Origin of the sequence: Streptomyces sp. NPDC005017 (assembly GCF_042873115.1) — a bacterium.
Taxonomy (GTDB): domain Bacteria; phylum Actinomycetota; class Actinomycetes; order Streptomycetales; family Streptomycetaceae; genus Streptomyces.
The window spans coordinates 190,545-209,756 of sequence record NZ_JBIALD010000015.1 but is presented as its reverse complement, the minus strand read 5'-3'; the positions used below and the strand labels follow the sequence as shown (position 1 = coordinate 209,756).

Annotated in this window: 18 protein-coding genes; 7 read left to right on the top strand and 11 right to left on the bottom strand. The window is 71.7% G+C overall.

The genetic code is table 11. The features are described 5' to 3' along the window. The first annotated feature begins 277 nt into the window (after window positions 1–277). Window positions 278–535 (top strand): hypothetical protein, encoded by a 258-nt coding sequence (locus ACFYR0_RS23575; protein ID WP_389331328.1) that lies wholly within the window; start codon window positions 278–280, stop codon window positions 533–535. 58 nt (window positions 536–593) lie between these two features. On the opposite strand, the gene ACFYR0_RS23570 is transcribed toward ACFYR0_RS23575, so the two are convergent. The 4 genes from ACFYR0_RS23570 to ACFYR0_RS23555 form a co-directional block, all read right to left on the bottom strand. Then, window positions 594–1,337, bottom strand: coding sequence for a DUF6227 family protein (locus tag ACFYR0_RS23570; RefSeq protein ID WP_389331325.1), 744 nt, complete (start codon window positions 1,335–1,337; stop codon window positions 594–596). A gap of 186 nt (window positions 1,338–1,523) precedes the next feature. After that, window positions 1,524–2,738 (bottom strand): Ig-like domain-containing protein, encoded by a 1,215-nt coding sequence (locus ACFYR0_RS23565; protein ID WP_389331322.1) that lies wholly within the window; start codon window positions 2,736–2,738, stop codon window positions 1,524–1,526. Window positions 2,739–2,999: 261 nt separating this feature from the next. Then, window positions 3,000–4,028, bottom strand: a complete 1,029-nt coding sequence (locus ACFYR0_RS23560; protein WP_389331319.1) for a P1 family peptidase — start codon at window positions 4,026–4,028, stop codon at window positions 3,000–3,002. Between the two features lie 127 nt (window positions 4,029–4,155). Beyond that, on the bottom strand, window positions 4,156–5,394 hold the full coding sequence (locus tag ACFYR0_RS23555; protein ID WP_389331316.1) for a low temperature requirement protein A: 1,239 nt from the start codon (window positions 5,392–5,394) through the stop codon (window positions 4,156–4,158). A 109-nt stretch (window positions 5,395–5,503) separates the two neighbouring features. On the opposite strand from ACFYR0_RS23555, the gene ACFYR0_RS23550 reads away from it, so the two are divergent. Beyond that, entirely contained in the window at window positions 5,504–5,680 is a 177-nt protein-coding gene (locus tag ACFYR0_RS23550) for a hypothetical protein (RefSeq protein WP_386386902.1), read from the top strand. 70 nt (window positions 5,681–5,750) lie between these two features. Here ACFYR0_RS23550 and ACFYR0_RS23545 read toward each other — a convergent pair whose 3' ends face one another. The 6 genes from ACFYR0_RS23545 to ACFYR0_RS23520 all read right to left on the bottom strand — a co-directional run bounded on the left by ACFYR0_RS23545 (window position 5,751) and on the right by ACFYR0_RS23520 (window position 11,951). Further along, a complete protein-coding gene (locus tag ACFYR0_RS23545) occupies window positions 5,751–6,227 on the bottom strand; it encodes an MscL family protein (protein WP_389331313.1) in 477 nt (158 codons plus the stop codon). Between the two features lie 138 nt (window positions 6,228–6,365). After that, window positions 6,366–6,953: an RcpC/CpaB family pilus assembly protein gene (locus tag ACFYR0_RS23540; RefSeq protein ID WP_389331310.1), complete on the bottom strand. Its 588-nt coding sequence runs from the start codon at window positions 6,951–6,953 to the stop codon at window positions 6,366–6,368. Window positions 6,954–7,157: 204 nt separating this feature from the next. Continuing rightward, on the bottom strand, window positions 7,158–7,991 hold the full coding sequence (locus ACFYR0_RS23535) for an S-methyl-5'-thioadenosine phosphorylase (protein ID WP_389331307.1): 834 nt from the start codon (window positions 7,989–7,991) through the stop codon (window positions 7,158–7,160). Window positions 7,992–8,277: 286 nt separating this feature from the next. After that, entirely contained in the window at window positions 8,278–8,601 is a 324-nt protein-coding gene (locus ACFYR0_RS23530) for an FmdB family zinc ribbon protein (RefSeq protein ID WP_389331304.1), read from the bottom strand. 67 nt (window positions 8,602–8,668) lie between these two features. Further along, window positions 8,669–9,961 carry an MFS transporter gene (locus ACFYR0_RS23525; RefSeq protein ID WP_389331301.1) on the bottom strand — a complete coding sequence of 431 codons (1,293 nt, stop codon included), beginning with the start codon at window positions 9,959–9,961 and terminating at the stop codon, window positions 8,669–8,671. 421 nt (window positions 9,962–10,382) lie between these two features. Beyond that, window positions 10,383–11,951: a potassium/proton antiporter gene (locus tag ACFYR0_RS23520; protein WP_389331298.1), complete on the bottom strand. Its 1,569-nt coding sequence runs from the start codon at window positions 11,949–11,951 to the stop codon at window positions 10,383–10,385. Window positions 11,952–12,167: 216 nt separating this feature from the next. Between ACFYR0_RS23520 and ACFYR0_RS23515 the strand changes: the two genes are divergently transcribed. Continuing rightward, window positions 12,168–14,969, top strand: coding sequence for a penicillin acylase family protein (locus tag ACFYR0_RS23515; protein ID WP_389331295.1), 2,802 nt, complete (start codon window positions 12,168–12,170; stop codon window positions 14,967–14,969). Between the two features lie 139 nt (window positions 14,970–15,108). Here the strand turns inward: ACFYR0_RS23515 and ACFYR0_RS23510 are convergent, their stop codons facing one another. Continuing rightward, entirely contained in the window at window positions 15,109–15,732 is a 624-nt protein-coding gene (locus ACFYR0_RS23510; RefSeq protein ID WP_389331292.1) for a 5-formyltetrahydrofolate cyclo-ligase, read from the bottom strand. A 93-nt stretch (window positions 15,733–15,825) separates the two neighbouring features. Between ACFYR0_RS23510 and galU the strand changes: the two genes are divergently transcribed. The 4 genes from galU (at window position 15,826) to ACFYR0_RS23490 (ending at window position 19,196) form a co-directional block, all read left to right on the top strand. Further along, complete coding sequence (gene galU / locus ACFYR0_RS23505; RefSeq protein ID WP_389331289.1) at window positions 15,826–16,728, top strand: UTP--glucose-1-phosphate uridylyltransferase GalU; 903 nt, start codon at window positions 15,826–15,828, stop codon at window positions 16,726–16,728. A 4-nt stretch (window positions 16,729–16,732) separates the two neighbouring features. After that, window positions 16,733–18,055, top strand: a complete 1,323-nt coding sequence (gene glp, locus ACFYR0_RS23500) for a gephyrin-like molybdotransferase Glp (protein WP_389331286.1) — start codon at window positions 16,733–16,735, stop codon at window positions 18,053–18,055. A 122-nt stretch (window positions 18,056–18,177) separates the two neighbouring features. Beyond that, window positions 18,178–18,657 carry a cyclic pyranopterin monophosphate synthase MoaC gene (gene moaC, locus ACFYR0_RS23495; RefSeq protein ID WP_386387373.1) on the top strand — a complete coding sequence of 160 codons (480 nt, stop codon included), beginning with the start codon at window positions 18,178–18,180 and terminating at the stop codon, window positions 18,655–18,657. After that, complete coding sequence (locus ACFYR0_RS23490; protein WP_389331283.1) at window positions 18,654–19,196, top strand: molybdenum cofactor biosynthesis protein B; 543 nt, start codon at window positions 18,654–18,656, stop codon at window positions 19,194–19,196. The genes moaC and ACFYR0_RS23490 overlap by 4 nt, the downstream gene beginning before the upstream one ends. Window positions 19,197–19,212: the final 16 nt, after the last annotated feature.

Sequence of the window (19,212 nt, the reverse complement as noted above, 5' to 3'; positions counted from 1 at the left end):
GCTCTGTCACGCCGAGGAGCGTGATTCCACGGCGACCCGGCCGGGAAGTGCGCCGACGGCCTGGAGCGGGGAGTGTGCCGCCGGCCCGGAAGAGGGGCGCGTCGACGGTCCGGAAGGAGGGCACGGGGAGGGCGGCCTGCCCCTTTGAGGGGCCGTGTGCCGTTCGTTCTTTTCAGCCATATTCACGTCACCTGGGCAATAACAAGCCAACTGCACCACCTGCGAGATACATCACGGTCCGAGTCGAACGCCCGGAGCGTGGTGTCTACTGGGATGTATGCCTGAGCATGTCTCGATCCTCCAGTGGGCGGGGGTGACCGTCCTCGCCCTGGGCGCCGCCGCCTGGGCGGTCGGCCTGAGCCGGGCGCTGCGCCGTGGCCGCTTCGAGGCCGTCGCACAGATGCCGGGCCCGGTCGCGCTGCCCGCGCTTCCACGTCAGCGGCAGGCGGCTCCCGACCTGGAGTCGGTCGAGCTGACCCCCGCCGAACGGGACGCCTTCGCGGGCCTCGTGCGGCAGTTCGCCGAAGGTCACTGAACGCGCGGTGGATCACCGGCGTGGTTCACCGGGGGCGACGCCGCGCCCAGGACACTGATCAGGAGACCTGCGCCGCGCGCCGCTCCATCGCCTCGCGCGCGGCGTCCTCACTGCAGTACACCTCGCACATGTGCCGCCCGTCGGGCGTGGCCGTGTGCTCGGCCTCCCACAGGGACAGCTCCCTGCCGTCGCGCAGCAGGAACGCGTGCTCGTAGAGCGCGAATCCCAGCCCGATCCGCCCCGCGCGGCACGGCCGCCCGAACGCCTGGGTGATCTGGTGCGCGAACGCCGTGGCCAGCAGCGCGGCCGTCTCCGCGTCCGGCCGGTCCGGGTTCTCCGCCCGGCGCAGCAGCCGACGCGCGTGATCCGCCGAGTCGTCGGGCACATACGCGTGCCGCGGGCCCGGCGGGGACCACAGCGGGGTGAGCGCCGGCAGCTCGAAGTCGGGGAGTGCGGGCGGCAGCGGGAGCCGGTCGGTGGCCGCGCGCAACTCCTCCTCGTCGACGTACACCTCGTGCTGTGTCGCTCCCGACAGGGTGTTGTGCACCAGCTCCCACAGGGTGAGCGCCGAGCCGTCGGCCAGCAGCCAGGTGTGCCGGTAGGTCTCCCGGTGCAGGCCCGCGCTGTGGTGGGCGGAGTGCAGCGAACTGTCGTGCGCCAGCGCGGTGTCGAGCTGTCGTATCACGTCGTCGGGCAGTTCGAAGGAGTTCAGGGCGCGGCCGAGCAGTCGCGCGAGATGCTCCTCCGGAGACTCCGGCGACTCGTGTGGTTCGTACGCTTCCGTGTCGTACGGAACGCTCAAGGTTTCTCCCGGCGTTGCTGCATGTCACCTTGTGGGTGCATACCGTAGCCCCTCGGTCGGACATCATGTCCGGGAACCGAGAAAACGTACGGGGGGAAACGGACGGGCCGCCGGGGAAGTTCCCGAACGGCCCGACACTCCGTCAAAATCCGCTGGCCGCAGGCCATTTACCCCCAGGACACCCGGTCAGACCGCGCTGCCCGCGACCCAGTCGTCCCACGCCATGTTCCAGCCGTTGAGCCCGTTGTCCGGGGCGACCTCCTTGTCGGCGGAGTTCTTCACGATCACCACGTCCCCGATCATCGAGTTGTCGAAGAACCACTTGCCCGGCGTGTCCCCCTGCGCGCCCTGGGCGTCCTGGAGCCCCACGCAGCCGTGGCTCGTGCCCGCGCGCCCGAACGGCGGGTTGGCCTGGTCGTACCAGTAGTTGCCGTGGATGAACGTGCCCGAGGTGGTCAGCTGCATGGCGTGGGGCACGTCGTCGATGTCGTACTGCCCGGCGAAGCCGACCGTCGAGCCGTCCATCCGCATCTGCTCGGCCTTGCTGGAGATCACCATCTGGCCGTTGTAGGTGGTGTTATCGGGACTGCCCGCCGAGATCGGGAGCGTCTTGAGGGTGCTGCCGTCCCGGACGACCGTCATCGTCTGCGTGGCCGTGTCGACCGTGGAGACCTGGGAACGGCCGACGGTGAAGGTGACGGTCTTCTTCTGCACGCCGTAGGCACCGTTCGGGCCCTCCACGCCGTCCAGGTCGATCTTCATCGTGATCTTCGAGCCGGCCTTCCAGTACTCCTCGGGCCGGAAGTCCAGCCGCTGCGAGCCGAACCAGTGCCCGACGACCTTCTGCCCGCTGTCCGACGTGACCTCGATGTGCGACTGCACGGCCTTCTTGTCGCTGATCTCCTTGTCGAACGTGAACGACACCGGCATCCCCACGCCGACCGTGGTCCCCGCGTCCGGCAGATACGTCCCGATGTAGCTGTTCGCCTCGGAGACCGTCGTGAACCGGGCGTCGGCCGCGGCCGTCCGGCCCTCCCCGTTCCTCGCGCTCGCCGCTATCCGGTACGCCGTGCCGCGCTCCAGCTGCTCCTTCGGGTGCCAGCTCGTGCCGTCCGCCGACATCGCCCCCGGAACGGCCTCGCCCGACTCCGACTCCGTCATCTTCACGCTCGTCAGCCTGCCGTCGCTGACCTTCACGCCGGTGGCGTTGATGGACGCGGCCGTCGAGCCGTTCTTCGCCGAGATGACGATCCGCGGCACGGCGCTCCTGGGGTCGCCGCCGCCGTTCTTGTTGTCGTCCGCGCCGGCGCTTCCGCCGCACGCGGTCAGGGTGAGCGCGCCGACCGCCAGGGCGGCGCACGCCGCGATCATGCGACGCGAGGCTATGTCCGGCGTTGCCACGGGCTGCTCCAGGTTCGTGTGATGTGTGTGATCCGCTCCAATGCGTGGGGAAAGAGGCGACCGGACGCGGGCGGGTTCCCGCGCTGTCGCCCCGTGGTCCATCGGTGACACAACCAAGACAATCGGCCGTACGCGAGGGGCCGTTGGGGAGTCCGTGATTCCGTGCGGGAGACCGCGCCGGGGCAGGTCAGGGGTAGCTCAGGGGCGTGTGTTCACCGGCCGGGCAAGCGCCCGCTCGCAGTGGTGCAGCCGTTCCTGCCCTCAGCGGCGGCCGTACAGCTCCTCGTACGACGGCCAGGCCCCGCCCGGACCGTCCACGGACCCGGCGGCACGCACGGCCCGGACGATGGCCCGGGTCACCGTGTCGGCGCCCGCGGCGAGGATCTCGTTCAGCGCCAGCGGACGTCCGGAGTCCAGCGGCCGCGCCCCGGTGGCCAACGCGAACACCGTGTCGCCGTCGTTGAGCAGATGCACCGGCCGCACGGCCCGCGCGATGCCGTCGTGTGCGGTGCCCGCCAGCTTCTGCGCCTGCGCCCTCGACAGCTCCGCGTCGGTGGCGACCACCGCGAGGGTGGTGTTCAGGGGCGGCGGGGCGTTCTTCGCGGCGGCCTCGTCCAGGCGCCTGCGCGCGGCGGCGTGGACCGCGGCCGCCGGCCGCTCCAGACACCCCTCGAACAACTCCCCGTACAGCACGCCCGATTCCGGGTCCGCCGCCGAGCCCGCCGCGTTGGCCACCACCAGGGCCGCCACGGTGATCCCGGAGCCGAGCACGGTGCTCGCCGTCCCGATCCCGCCCTTGAGCAGCCCGACCGCCGCGCCCGTTCCCGCGCCCACATTCCCCTCGGCCACGCGCGCACCGGCCTCGGCCGCCGCGGCGGCCTCGACGGCGGCCCGCCCGGTGGCGGCGTCCGGCCTGGCCCGGAAGTCGCCACCGCGGCCCAGGTCGAAGACGCAGGCGGCGGGCACGACGGGCACGACGTGCGCCGGGTCCGGGCCGACGGACACCCCGCGCCCCCGTTCCTCCAGCCAGGCCATCACGCCCGAGGCCGCGTCCAGCCCGTAGGCGCTGCCGCCGGTCAGCACGACCGCCTCGATCTTCTGCACCACGTTGCGCGGGTCGAGGGCGTCGGTCTCCTTGGTGCCGGGGCCACCGCCCCGTACGTCGACGGCGGCGATCACCCCGCCCTCGGGCGCGAGGACGACCGTGGTGCCGGTGAGCCATCCGTCGCCGGTGCGCGTGGCATGCCCCACGCGCAGACCGGCGACGTCCGTCAGAGCGTCGACTGTCATGTGATCCAGTCTTGCCCGGACCGGGGCCGCGCGAGGCCGTTCCCGCGTGAAGGCGTGGCCCCGGGCCGGACTTGCGGGTGCGTGGTGCGGTAGAGGTGCGGTGCGGCCCGGGCGGGAGGGGTGGGGTTCAGGCCACCGGCGCGGTCGCTCTCGCCCCGCTGCCCGGCGTCGACGTGCGGCTCGTCAGGACGATGCCGGCCGCCACCGCCAGCGCCGACACCAGCCCCGCGGCGAACACGGCCCAGTCGCCGAGGAAGGTGCAGCAGATGACCGCCAGAGCCGTGGCGGGCAGTACCACCTGCTGGGCGATACCCGCCTTGAAGTGCCGGGAGTGCAGCGCCCACACGGTGAGCAGATACAGGGCGGTGGGCAGGGTCACGGCGGCGGAGGCGGCCAGGGTGGAGATGTGCGCCTTGCCGACCGTCTGCTCGACGGCCACCTCCAGGCCCGCTCCGACGGCCGCCGCGGAGGCGAAGATCAGGTAGTGGCCGTAGCCCCACAGGAACGCCTGCCGGTTGGAGCGCAGATGGCCGTGGATGGGTACCGCGAAGTAGATCCACCAGGCGGAGAAGACGATCAGCAGGCCGCCCGTCGCGATCGGCACCAGGTCGGCGAGGGCGTCGTGCTCGTCCACGCCGGTCTTCACGGCGACCGTGGCCGCCGCGACGGTCTCGCCGAGCACGATGATGGTGAACAGCCCGTACCGCTCGGCGATGTGGTGCGGGTGCCAGGCGGTCCCCGCGCCGCGTTCCGCGAGGACCGGCACGCAGAGCTCGGCGATGGCCATCACCAGGAACACCCAGGGCCTGGCGCCCTCCGGGAAGAACAGCAGTCCCAGCCAGCCGACCTGGCAGAGCAGCACACCGGCCGCGTAGCGCACGGCCACGGTTCTCTCCGCGCCCCGGGCGGAGCGTGCGGCCCGCAGCCACTGCGCCGCCATGGCGATGCGCATGATGGCGTAGCCCAGCCAGACGGCCAGGAAGTCGTGGTCCTCGAACGCCCGCGAGACACCGGCCGCGAGCACCAGCACACCGGCGATCTGGACGAGGGTGACCACTCGGTAGGGCACGTCGTCGTTGTCGTACGCCGAGGCGAACCAGGTGAAGTTCATCCAGGCCCACCAGATGGCGAAGAAGACCATCGCGTAGTTCATGACCCCCTCGCCCACATGGTTCTCGGCGAGGGCGTGCACCAGCTGGGCACCCGCCTGGGCGATGGCGACGACGAAACACAGGTCGAAGAAGAGTTCCAGCGGGGAGGCGACCCGATGGGCCTCGTCACGGCCCCGAGCGGTCAGTCTGCGCACCGGTCGTCCGGCGGTGGGTGGTCCGGAGTGCGCCGCCGGCGGAGTCGAACTGGATGTCATGTCTCCCAGCACAGCAGATACCGGCCGGAAAATCCTGTGGATGGTTTCACAAGCGAACAAGGGACGTCGGGGCGCAGGGGCACCGACGGCGGCCCCGTACGCTGGAGGCATGAGCACCGCATCCGCCCCCGAGCCGCGCGATCCGAAGTCCGCGCTGAACTTCGACGACCCGCTGTCCCAGCAGTCCTCGGACGACACGGACCGCGGATGGGGCGAGCGGCCGTCCGGCGACAGTGCCGACGACCTCAGGCGCTTCTTGGACGAGAAGCCGCCGCACCACCTCTGAGCAGCCCGCCGGGGCACGGGCCGGGCAACCTGGGAGGGCCGTGTCCCCGGGGCCGCCCCCGACCCCGCCGTCAGCTCTCGCTGTGGCCCGAGCCCCGCTGCGCGACCAGCGCGTCGCGGATCTCCTTCAGCACCTCCAGCTCGGTCACCTCGATGAGCTCGTGGGTGCCCTCCTTGGCCTTGCGCTGGGCCTCCACCCGGGCCAGGTACTTCGCCATCGGCAGCACCATCAGGAAGTAGACCACCGCCGCGGTGATCACGAAGCTCAGCGTCGCGCCGAGCACCGAGCCCCACAGGATCGTCACGCCGCTGGTGACCGTCCCGTCGGCCGCGACCACGCAGGGGCCCTTGAGGCATGACCTGTAGCTGTCGAGGTTCTTGGTGCCGATCGCTCCGACCAGCGGATTGATGACGCCCCTCACCACCGAGTTGACGATGTTGGTGAAGGCGGCACCGATGACCACCGCGACTGCCAGATCGATGACGTTTCCGCGCGTCAGGAAGGCCTTGAAGCCTGCCCAGACGCCCGGATCCTTCTTCTCGCTCACTTCGGAGCCTCTCCTCGTGCGCACAGGTTGTGGAACAAGTCGGTCCGCAACCTATGTCAGGGTGAGGCCAAGCTGTCCAATTCTGCCGCTCGAAAGGGCGACTTGACAGCGTGTCAGGCAGAGAAGGGCGCGTTTCGTTCAGCACAGCGTCACCGCCAGCCGTGCCGTGGCGCTCGCTCCGGCCAGCCGTGCCGCCACGGGGCGGGGTACGGCGAGCACGACCAGCGCCCCGCTGTCCGTCCCGCCGTCCGCGGTCCCGGCGAGCGGCTCGGGCACCTCGGTCACCAGCGCGCCGCGGGCGATCACCTTCGCCTCGCCGCCCGCCGGCGTCTCCTGGGCGGCGATGACGTCGACACGGTCGCCGGGGCGCAGCAGCCGCACCGTGGCCGCGTCGGCGATGCGTACCGGCGCGGTCACCGGCCGGACCGGAGCCCTGCGGTCCGGGGCCCGGACCGGAGCGGGATGGCCGCGGGTCTGCTCACCCCGGTGCGGACCGGCACCGGCGTGCGGCCCGGCGGCCACGAGCGCGGCCGCCGTCACCGCGAGCCCGGCCGCCAGGGCGCGCCTGCGGTGCCGGAGGAGCCGGCCCAGTCGATACCGCCCGCCGCGCACGCGGACGGGTGCGAAGTGCGGCACCTCGCACGTGGCCGGGGCGTCGCTGCCCGGCGGATGCGCGGAGGAGTAGGGGGAGGACGGGGATGACGAGGGAGGGGACACGTGAGTCATGGGAACCACCACCTGCGACGGGAATCGGTGTGCGGTCCCCACGATGGGCCTTCGCTGCGACGCCCGTCGGAGCCGGTGGACACGCGGCCGCCTGTGGACAACTCCCTCACCCGAACGGGGCGTTCCACCGGCCACCCGCCTCAGGCGCAGGGCCCCGGGCCCCCAGCCCGACCCCCGCCTACGCCGAAGCGGACCTCACCCCGCCTACGGCAGCGCGAACCCCGGGTCCATCCCGCCCAGCGCGTTCACGCACAGACAGTCCCGCTCGTCGTTCGCGGGCAGTGCGGCGACCGCGTCGAACAGCACACCCCGCAGCCGGTCCACGTTCTCCGCGAACACCCGCAGCACGTCGTCGTGCGAGACGCCCTCCCCGCTCTCCGCGCCCGCGTCCAGGTCGGTGACCAGGGTGAGCGTGGAGTAGCAGAGTTCGAGTTCCCGGGCGAGCGCGGCCTCCGGGTGGCCGGTCATGCCGACGACCGACCAGCCCTGCGCCTGGTGCCAGAGCGATTCGGCGCGGGTCGAGAAGCGCGGTCCCTCGACCACGACCAGCGTGCCGCCGTCCACCGGCTCCCAGTCGCGGCCGCGCGCGGCCTTCAGCGCGGCCGTGCGGCCGGCGGGGCAGTACGGGTCGGCCAGCGACACATGCACCACGTTCGGCACCGTGCCGTCGGGAAGCGGGAGCCCGTCGAAGTACGTCCCGACGCGCGACTTGGTGCGGTCCACCAGCTGGTCCGGAACGAGCAGCGTGCCCGGCCCGTACTCCGGGCGCAGCCCGCCCACCGCGCACGGGCCGAGGACCTGGCGCACGCCGACGGAGCGCAGCGCCCACAGGTTGGCCCGGTAGTTGATCCGGTGCGGCGGCAGATGGTGGCCGCGGCCGTGCCGGGGCAGGAACGCGACCCGCCGGCCCGCGATCTCGCCGAGGAAGAGGGAGTCGCTCGGCGGCCCGTACGGCGTGTCCACCTGGATCTCGGTCACGTCGTCCAGGAACGAGTAGAAGCCGGAGCCGCCGATTACACCGATGTCTGCGTTCGCCATGACGAGCACGGTAACTCGCACGCCCGGCACGCGAGCGCCCGGCACCGGAAACACCGAGGACCCGCCCCGGGAGCCCTGGTGCACCCGCCCCGGGAACCCGGTGCACCCGCCCCGGGAACCCGGAACGCCCGTCCCCGGAAGCGCCGAGAACCCGGCAACGGAAACCCGAGAACCCGGCAATGGAAACCCGAGAACCCGGCAACGGAAGCCCGGCGCACGAGCCCCGCCCCCGGAAACGCCGAGGACCCTGTCGTCGTACGACGACAGGGTCCCGCGCGCGGATGCGTCAGGCGGCGGAGGTGCCCGCCGAGCTCGTCGAGCCCGAGGACTTGGAGTCCGAGGAGGACGCGGAAGACGTCGAGGAAGCCGTGGAAGCGGGCGTCGAGGACGACGACGACTTCGACGACGACGCCGGCGAGCTGCTCGACGAGGAGCCGCGGCTGTCGTTGCGGTAGAAGCCGGAGCCCTTGAAGACGATGCCGACCGCGGAGAACACCTTCTTGAGGCGACCGTTGCAGTCGGGGCACTCGGTCAGGGCGTCGTCGGTGAACTTCTGCACCGCCTCGAGGCCCTCGCCGCACTCGGTGCACTGGTACTGGTACGTCGGCACTGTCTTCCTCCTGGCACTCTCACTCGATGAGTGCTAACGACGATCCATAGTGACGTATTCCGGGGATTCAGTCCACCGTCACCGGCACGCGGTGACCGACGCCACGCGCGACGGTGATGCCGCGGGGACGTGCGACGAGGTGTGCGCGCAGGGCGAGGACGGTCGCGAGGGCCAGCACGGTGCCGCCCATCGGCACGAGGAATCCTGCACCGGTCCAGAAGCGGTCCTCCAGCTGACCGGCCACGGTGACCGCGGCCGCCTGGCCGAGCGCGACGGCGCCCGTCAGCCAGGTGAAGGCCTCGGTGCGCGCGCCGGCCGGGGCCAGGCCCTCCACCAGCGTGTAGCCGGTGATCAGCGCGGGCGCGATGCACATGCCGACCAGCAGGCCGAGCCCGGCGAGCACAAGCACGGAGTGCGCGGCCCACAGGCCGGACGCGACGAGCGCGAGCGCGGCGTACCCGACGACCAGGCGCTGCTGGGGCGCGGCCTTCCAGGCGATGGCGCCGCAGGCGATGCCGGAGATCATGTTGCCCGCGGCGAAGGTCCCGTACAGGACGCCGTTCAGGCCGGGCTCGCCGATGGACTCGGTGAAGGCCGCGAGGGAGACCTGCATGCCGCCGAAGACCGAGCCGATGCCGAGGAAGGCCACGATCAGGACGCGCACGCCGGGGATCCGCAGCGCGGACTCGTGCCTCACGCGCGCGTGCCCGTCGGCGGCGACCCTGGGCTGGGTGCTCTTCTGCGCGGCGAACAGCAGACCGCCGAGCAGGGTCAGCGAGGCCTCGGTGACCAGGCCCGCGGCCGGGTCCACGGCCGTGCACAGGGCCGTCGCCAGCAGCGGGCCGACGACGAAGGTGAACTCGTCCGTGACCGACTCGAAGGCGGCCGCCGTCGACATCAGGGGCGACCCCTGGAGCTTCACGCCCCAGCGGGCGCGGACCATCGGCCCGACCTGGGGGACGGACGCGCCGGTGGGGACGGCGGCGGCGAACAGGGCCCACAGAGGAGCGTGGGCGAGCGCGAGCGCGGTGAAGGTCAGGCCCGACGCCGCGTGCACCAGGACGCCGGGGAGCAGTACGGCGCGCTGTCCGTGGCGGTCGGCGAGACGGCCGCTGAAGGGCGCGAACAGGGCCATCGACACGCCGGTGACGGCCGCGGCGGCGCCCGCCGCCCCGTACGAGCCGGTCGTGTGCTGGACGAGCAGCACGATCGAGATGGTCAGCATCGCGAACGGCTGGCGGGCGGCGAAGCCGGGGAGCAGGAACGTCCAGGCGCCGCGGGTGCGCAGCAGTTGCCCGTATCCGGGGCGGGAGGGTGCCGGCGAGTTCTGCGACGGCTCGGTGGTGACCGTGGACGCCACGGCCGTGCCTTTCTGCCGCCTGGTAGCGCCGCCCCTGAGGGTGGGGGGCGACGCCGAGAGCTGTCCTCTTGCGCGGAACTGCGGTAGATACCGGCGCCCCACTGAGAGGAAGGCGTCGCGGCCGCCATACGGTCGCGCCAGCTCTGCGTCAGGCAGAGTTGGTTCGATCAAGTCTTCCTTCATCCTACAGGGGTCTACGCGCGTCACACCTGTGAAAGTGGGCACCATCGCAGGGTGGGCTTGTGATCGAAAGTGGTGTGAGCGGTACGAAACACGCCATTAACGGCACGCACTCCCGGCGTGGAGCGGAAGCGCCAGTACCTCCCGCACTCCCGGGGCGCAGCGGAAGGTGTCAGCGGATCCCCTGCTCCCGGGGCGCAGCGGAGGCGCCGGCGGATCCCCCGCTTCCGCGGCGGCAGCGTCAGTGGCTCCTGTGCTCCCGCCCGCCCGTCCCCAGCCATCCGGCCAGCTTGCCGCCCTGGCCCACCGCGCGCAGCCGGTGCTCGGCGGCGTCGCGCACCGGGTCGGTGGCGACGACGAGCAGTTCGTCGCCACGCCGCAGCACGGTCGAGGGCAGCGGCACGAACGACTTCCCGTCGCGGACGACGAGGGTGACGGCGGCGCCGGCCGGCAGCCGGAGCTCGCTGACCTCGACGCCGTGCATCTTGGAGCCCTCGGGGATCGACACCGACAGCAGATGCCCCCGCAGCCGCTCCAGGGGTGCGGACTCGATGCCGAGGTCGGTGGCGCCGGACCCGTCGCCCAGGCGCAGGGCGCGGGCGAGCCAGGGCAGGGTGGGGCCCTGGATCAGGGTGTAGACGACGACCAGCACGAAGACGATGTTGAACAGACTGCGGCTGCCCTCGACACCGCTCACCATGGGGATCGTCGCCAGGATGATGGGCACGGCGCCGCGCAGCCCGGCCCAGGACATCAGCGCCTGCTCCGGCCAGGGCACCCGGAAGGGGAGCAGGCAGAGCACGACGCTGAGCGGCCGGGCCACCATGGTCAGCACGAGGCCGATGACCAGGGCGGGCCAGATGTCGTCGCCCAGCTCGTGCGGGGTGACGAGCAGGCCGAGCAGGACGAACATGCCGATCTGCGCGATCCAGCCCAGTCCCTCGGCGAAGCCGCGGGTGGCGGGCCAGTGGGGCAGCCGGGCGTTGCCCATCACCATCGCCGCGAGATAGACGGCGAGGAAGCCGCTGCCGTGCGCCAGGGCGCCGGCGGCGTACGCGGTCACGGCGATGGCCACCACGGCGATCGGATAGAGGCCGGAGGCGGGCAGGGCCACGTGCCGCAGCGCCCAGGCGCCCAGCCAGCCCACCGCGAGGCCGATGGCCGCGCCGATGGCCAGCTCCAGGAGGATCTCGAGGATCAGGACGGACCAGTGCTCGACCGGGCCCGCGGTGGAGAAGGCGACGACCAGGATGACGACCGGGGCGTCGTTGAAGCCGGACTCCGCCTCCAGGGTGCCGCTCACGCGCGCGGGCAGCGGGATCCTGCGCAGGACGGAGAACACCGCCGCCGCGTCGGTCGACGAGACGACCGCACCGATGATCAGGGCCTGACGCCACTCCAGCCCGACCAGATAGTGCGCGCCCGCGGCCGTGACGCCGACGCTCACCGCGACCCCGCCCAGCGCCAGCGCCGTGGCGACCGGCATGACCGGTTTGATCTCCGTCCACTTCGTGCCGAGACCACCCTCGGCCAGGATCACGACCAGGGCCGCGTACCCGATGACCTGGGTGAGCACGGCGTCGTCGAAGTGGATGTCGCCGACCCCGTCCTGGCCCATCAGGACGCCGATGCCGACGTAGATGAGCAGACTGGGGAGCCCGCTGCGGGAGGAGATCCGGACCGCGGCCACGGCGACGAGCAGGACGAGCGAGCAGACGAGCAGGAGCTGGTTGAGGTCGTGGACTGTCAGTGGCCGTTCCCTTCCCTGGCTCACGGAGGCAAGCACGCGCGCGTGAACGCTGATGTCCATCGGACACGAGATCAAGGAATCCCGCATCCAACTACTTCGTTACCTTACCTAACTCTTGACGCTTTCTTGACGCTCGACCGGGCAAGATCGAACATCCGTCCGCGCGGCTTCCCGACTCCGGGTCCAGTGGCGCGGGGCCCTGCGCCTATGGTTGCTCCAGCGCTCATTCGAAGTCACAGCCCGCCTGCCGCTCGCGTTAGGACAGCAAGGACAGCGATGCCCCCCAACACCACCGCCTCAACGGGTCACAAGCCCGCCAAGTCCGGCCGGAAGAAGGGGCGCAAAGCCCGACTTTTCGTGCTTGTGCTGGTGCTGGCTCTCGTCGGCGGCGTCGCCTACGGCTCGTACTGGTCCATCAGCACCGTGCGGGCCAGCTTCCCGCAGACCGAGGGCACGATCACGCTCGAGGGGCTCTCGGGCCCCGTCGACGTCAAGCGTGACGGCAACGGCATCCCGCAGATCTACGCGTCCTCCGAGGAGGACCTGTTCATGGCGCAGGGCTTCGTGCAGGCGCAGGACCGGTTCTACGAGATGGACGTACGGCGGCATCTGACCTCGGGCCGGCTGTCGGAGATGTTCGGCGAGGGACAGGTCGAGAACGACGAGTTCCTGCGCACCCTGGGCTGGGACCGGGTGGCGAAGAAGGAGTACGACAGCGTGCTGTCCGACTCCACCAAGAAGTACCTCCAGGCGTACTCCAAGGGCGTCAACGCCTATCTGAAGGGCAAGCAGGGCGAGGACATCTCCCTGGAGTACGCGGCCCTCGGCTTCGCCAACGAGTACGAGCCCGCCGAGTGGACCCCGGTCGACTCGGTCGCCTGGCTCAAGGCGATGGCGTGGGACCTGCGCGGCAACATGCAGGACGAGATCGACCGCGCCCTGATGACCAGCCGCCTCGGCCCCAAGCAGATCGACGACCTGTACCCGGCCTACCCCTACGCCCGCCACAAGGCGATCGTCCAGGAGGGCCGCTACGACGAGTCCACCGAGACCTTCGACGGTGACGGCGGCGAGAGCGAGGGCGAGGGCGGCGGCTCCGGCGCCGACCCCGGCGCGTCCGGCGACTCCGGCGCGACGGACGGCGGTACCGGCGCCACCGGCGCCTCCGCGGACGGCGAGGCCCTCCAGACCCAGCTCTCGGGCCTCTACGCAGTGCTGGAGGACCTCCCCGAGGCCGTCGGCGTGAACGGCAACGGCATCGGCTCGAACTCCTGGGTCGTCGGCGGCGCCCACACGATCACCGGCAAGCCCCTGCTCGCCAACGACCCGCACCTGTCGGCCTCGCTGCCGTCCGTCTGGTACCAGATGGGCCTGCACTGCCGCACGGTCTCGGACAAGTGCGGGTTCGACGTCAGCGGCTACACCTTCGCGGGTCTGCCCGGTGTGATCATCGGCCACAACAAGGACATCGCCTGGGGCATGACCAACTCGGGCGTGGACGTCACCGACCTCTACCTGGAGAAGCTCACCGGCGACGGTTACCAGGTCGACGGCAAGGTCAAGCCCTTCAGGACGCGCGAGGAGACCATCGAGGTCGCCGGCGGCGAGTCCAAGACCATCGTCGTGCGCGAGACCGACAACGGCCCGCTGCTGTCCGACCGCGACGACGAGCTCGTCAAGGCCGGCCGCAAGGCCACCGTCGACACCTCCGCCCCCGACCGCGGCGACGGCTACGGCATCGCCCTGCGCTGGACCGCGCTGGACGCCGGCACCTCCATGGACGCCGTGTTCGCGATGGACCGGGCGGCCGACTGGGACGATTTCCGCGCTGCGGCCGCGCTGTTCGACGTGCCCTCGCAGAACCTGGTCTACGCCGACACCAAGGACCACATCGGCTACACCCTGCCCGGCAGGATCCCCACGCGCGCGCAGGGCCACGACGGCTCCGTCCCCGCGCCCGGCTGGGACTCCGGCTACCGGTGGAAGGGCTTCATCGACCAGGACGAGCTGCCGTACGAGTTCGACCCCGCCCGCGGCTACATCGCCACCGCCAACCAGGCCGTGGTGAACAAGGGCGACTACCCGTACACCCTCACCACCGACTGGGGCTACGGCACCCGCAGCCAGCGCATCAACGACCTGATCGAGTCGAAGATCAAGGGCGGCGGCAAGGTCTCCACCGACGACATGCGGCAGATGCAGCTGGACAACAGCAGCGAGATCGCCAAGCTGCTCGTCCCGATGCTGCTGAAGATCGACATCGACGACCCGGACGTCCGCCAGGCGCAGAAGCTCCTGGAGGGCTGGGACTACACCCAGGACGCCGACTCCGCGGCCGCCGCGTACTTCAACTCGACCTGGCGCAACATCCTGAAGCTCGCCTTCGGCAACAAGCTGCCCAAGGAGCTGCGCGCCAAGGGCCAGTGCCTGTGGGTGAAGCCGACCGACACCACCGGACCGGCCGACGAGAACCGCTCGGTCCGTGAGTGCGGCCAGCGCGACGCCGACCAGGCCCAGCCGGACGGCGGCGACCGCTGGTTCGAGGTCGTGCGCAACCTGGTGAAGGACGAGGACAGCGACTGGTGGTCCACGCCCGAGGTCGGCACGCGCGAGGGCGCGAACAACCGTGACGAGCTGTTCGAGCGTGCCCTGATCGACGCCCGCTGGGAGCTGACGGCCAAGCTCGGCAAGGACATCGACACCTGGAGCTGGGGCCGGCTGCACCGCCTGTTCCTGAAGAACCAGACGCTCGGCACCGAAGGCCCCGGCTTCCTCCAGTACATGCTCAACCGCGGTCCGTGGAAGCTCGGCGGCGGCGAGGCCACGGTCAACGCCACCGGCTGGAACGCCGCCGGCGGCTACGGCGTCGTCTGGGTGCCCTCGATGCGCATGGTGGTGAACCTCGCCGACCTCGACAAGTCGCGCTGGATCAACCTCACCGGCGCCTCCGGGCACGCCTACAACGCCCACTACACCGACCAGACGGACAAGTGGGCCGAGGGCGAGCTGCTGCCGTGGGCGTTCACCGAGAAGGCCGTCGAGGAGAAGACGGGCGACACCCTGACCCTCGAGCCCTGACCTCGCCCGGCGCCGCCCCTCGCGGACGGCGCCGGACGCCGGAACGGCCCTCACGCACGCGTGAGGGCCGTTCCGGCGTCCGGGCCGCGTGAGACATACATCACGTACTGACCGGCCGCGTGGCGCCTTCCGCGCCCGCTCAGCCGCCGGGCCGGAAGCGGCGCACGCCCGAGGGGGTGACCACCGCGTGGACCGGCCGGTCGTGCTCCTCCTCGGGCACGCGCTCGACGACCTCGGCGTCGTAGAGGAGCACCACCAGGGCGGGCCGGGCACCGGCGCGCTCCAGCCGGGCGAGCACGCGGTCGTAGGAACCGCCGCCCCGTCCGAGGCGCATCCCGCGGGTGTCGACGGCGAGCCCGGGCAGCAGGACGGCGTCGGCGGAGGTGACCGCGCCGGGGCCGAGGCGTTCGCCGGAGGGTTCCAACAGCGCCATCCTTCCGCCGTGTTGGACGCTCATGAGAGAAGCGGTGCCGTCGTACGTACCCCAGTCGAGGTCGTTGTCGGGCAGAAGGGCGGGAAGCAGTACGCGGACGCCCCGCGCGCGCAGCGCGTCGAGCAGCGCGAGGGTGCCCGGCTCGGTGCCCACGGAGACGTACGCCGCCACCGTGCGCGCGTCCGCCAGCTCGGGGAGGTGCAGCGCGCGTTCGGCGAGGCCGGCGGCCGCCTCCTGGACGACATCTGCCGTCAACCTGCTTCTCACCGACAGGAGCTCTCGCCGCAACGTTCTCTTGTCAGTCTCGCTAGGACGTCCGAACTGCCTCACTGGTTCCTCCCGTTCCGGCCCAATGCGCTCATATGAGAGCCAATTAACCGGAGCCACAGATTCCTCGCAAAGGCACCGGATAAGGTTACGGCCATGACTCAGGCGCACCCCAGGATCAGCAAGGCTGTCATCCCCGCAGCAGGCCTCGGCACCCGGTTCCTGCCGGCCACCAAGGCCACTCCCAAGGAGATGCTGCCGGTGGTCGACAAGCCCGCGATCCAGTACGTGGTCGAGGAGGCCGTGTCCGCGGGCCTCGACGACGTCCTCATGGTCACGGGGCGCAACAAGCGCCCCCTGGAGGACCACTTCGACCGCAACTACGAGCTCGAGTCCGCCCTGCAGAAGAAGGGCGACGCCGCGCGACTGGCCAAGGTACAGGAGTCCAGCGACCTGGCGACCATGCACTACGTCCGCCAGGGCGACCCCAGGGGCCTCGGCCACGCGGTGCTGTGCGCCGCCCCGCACGTCGGCCACGAGCCCTTCGCGGTACTCCTCGGCGACGACCTGATCGACCCGCGCGACCCGCTGCTCCAGCGCATGATCGAGGTCCAGGAGCGGCACGGCGGCAGCGTCGTGGCCCTCATGGAGGTCGCGCCCGAGCAGATCCACCTGTACGGCTGCGCGGCCGTGGAGGCGACCGCCGACGGCGACGTCGTGAAGGTCAACGGCCTGGTCGAGAAGCCCGACGCGGCCGACGCGCCGTCGAACTACGCGATCATCGGCCGCTACGTCCTCGACCCGCACATCTTCGAGATACTGCGCAAGACCGAGCCCGGCCGCGGCGGCGAGATCCAGCTGACCGACGCCCTCCAGCAGCTCGCCGAGGACGAGAAGGTCGGCGGCCCCGTGCACGGCGTCGTATTCCAGGGCCGCCGCTATGACACCGGAGACCGCGGCGACTACCTGCGTGCCATTGTCAGACTCGCGTGCGAACGTGAGGATCTGGGACCGGACTTCCGGACCTGGCTTCGCAGTTACGTCACCGAGGAGATGTAGCACTTTGAGCACCGCCGCGCCCCGTTCCGCCGGCCAGGACCACCTGTGGTCGGTCGACGAACACCTGGAGGACATCCTCGCGACCGTCCGCCCCCTCGAACCCATCGAGCTCCAGCTGCTGGACGCCCAGGGCTGTGTCCTGGTCGACGAGGTCACGGTGCCGCTCTCGCTGCCGCCGTTCGACAACAGCTCCATGGACGGGTACGCGGTGCGGGTCGCCGATGTCGCGGGCGCGAGCGAGGAGTTCCCCGCCGTCCTGGAGGTCGTCGGGGACGTGGCCGCCGGCCAGGCCGGGCTGCTGCACGTCGGCCCCGGCCAGGCCGCCCGGATCATGACCGGCGCCCCGCTGCCGCCGGGCGCCGAGGCGGTCGTGCCGGTCGAGTGGACCGACGGCGGGCTCGGCGAGGGCCCGGCGACCGGGATGCGCGCGAGCAGTCTCGCCCCCGGGGGCGCCGCCGGACAGGTCCAGGTCTTCCGCCCGGCCGAGGCCCGCGCGCATGTGCGCGCCCGGGGCAGCGACGTGAAGTCCGGTGACCGAGCCCTCGCCGCGGGCACCGTCCTCGGCCCGCCGCAGATCGCGCTGCTCGCCGCGATCGGCCGCGGCACGGTACGGGTGCGCCCGCGCCCGCGCGTGGTCGTGCTCTCCACCGGCAGCGAGCTCGTCCAGCCCGACGAGAGCCTGGGCAGCGGCCAGATCTACGACTCCAACAGCTTCGCCCTCACCGCGGCGGCCCGCGACGCCGGAGCCATCGCCTACCGGGTGGGCGCTGTCGCCGACGACGCCGAGACCCTGCGCACCACCGTCGAGGACCAGCTGGTCCGCGCCGACCTGATGGTCACCACCGGCGGGGTGAGCGTCGGCGCCTACGACGTCGTCAAGGAGGCCCTGTCGCACGTCGGCGACGAGGACGAGGCGGGCAGCGGCATCGACTTCCGCAAGCTCGCCATGCAGCCCGGCAAGCCACAGGGCTTCGGCTCCATCGGCCCCGACCACACCCCCCTGCTGGCCCTGCCCGGCAACCCGGTGTCGTCCTACGTCTCCTTCGAGCTGTTCGTGCGCCCGGCCATCCGCACCCTCATGGGCCTCGAGGACGTCCACCGGCCGCGCACCCGGGCCACCCTCTCCGGCGACCGGACACTGACCTCGCCCAAGGGCCGCCGTCAGTTCCTGCGCGGCTCCTACGGCGACGGCGCGGTGACCCCGGTCGGTGGTGCCGGGTCCCACCTGGTGGCCGCTCTGGCGCTGGCCGACGCGCTGATCGTGGTGCCCGAGGACGTCGAGTCCGTCGAGCCCGGCAGCGAGGTCGAGGTCGTCCTGCTCGGCTGAGCGCACCCGCGCGGGGCGCGGCCCACCTGCTCCGCCCCGCGTCCCGAAGTGGCGGTACCGTGTCGCGCACAGCAGGCCCGTGCGCCGCACCGCGACGGGCCCGGACCGGGAGCGCCCACAGCATGAGCACGCAAGGCCGACTGACGCACATCGACGACGCGGGCGCCGCCCGGATGGTCGACGTATCCGGAAAGGACGTGACCGCGCGCACCGCGCGCGCGAGCGGCCGTGTGCTCGTCTCGCCGCAGGTGGTGGAACTGCTGCGCGGCGAGGGTGTGCCCAAGGGGGACGCCCTGGCCACCGCGCGGATCGCGGGCATCATGGGCGCCAAGCGCACCCCGGACCTCATCCCGCTGTGCCACCCGTTGTCGGTGTCCGGTGTGACACTGGATCTGTCGGTCGCGGACGACGCCGTGGAGATCACCGCCACGGTGCGTACGACGGACCGCACGGGCGTCGAGATGGAGGCCCTCACCGCGGTCTCCGTCGCCGCGCTCACCGTGATCGACATGGTCAAGGCGGTCGACAAGGGAGCGGTCATCACGGACGTACGGGTGGAGGAGAAGACGGGCGGCAAGTCGGGCGACTGGAGCCGGGCATGACACTGGACGCCTCTCTGGGCGGCGCGCTGGTCGCGCCGTACGCCGCGCTGGTCGTGACCGCCTCCAACCGGGCCGCCGCCGGGGTCTACGAGGACAGGGGCGGCCCGCTTGTCGCCGACGGTCTCAGGCGCCTCGGCTTCGCCGTCGACGGGCCGTGGGTGGTGCCCGACGGCGATCCCGTCGAGGCCGCCCTGAAAGCCGCCGCGGAGGCGGGGTACGACGTGGTCGTCACCACCGGCGGGACGGGCATCTCGCCCACCGACCGCACGCCCGAGGCGACCCGCGCGGTCATCGACCGCGAGGTGCCGGGCATCGCCGAGGCCGTCCGGGCGTTCGGCCGCGAGAAGGTGCCGACAGCGGCGCTCTCGCGGGGACTGGCCGGGGTGGCGGGCGGCACGCTGATCGTCAACCTGCCGGGCTCCACCGGCGGGGTGAAGGACGGCCTCGCCGTCCTGGAGCCCCTGCTGAGGCACGCCGTCGACCAGATCCGCGGCGGGGACCACCCCAGACCCGGCACAGGCAGTGGGGGTGCGAGCTGAACAGCCCGTCCTGGCC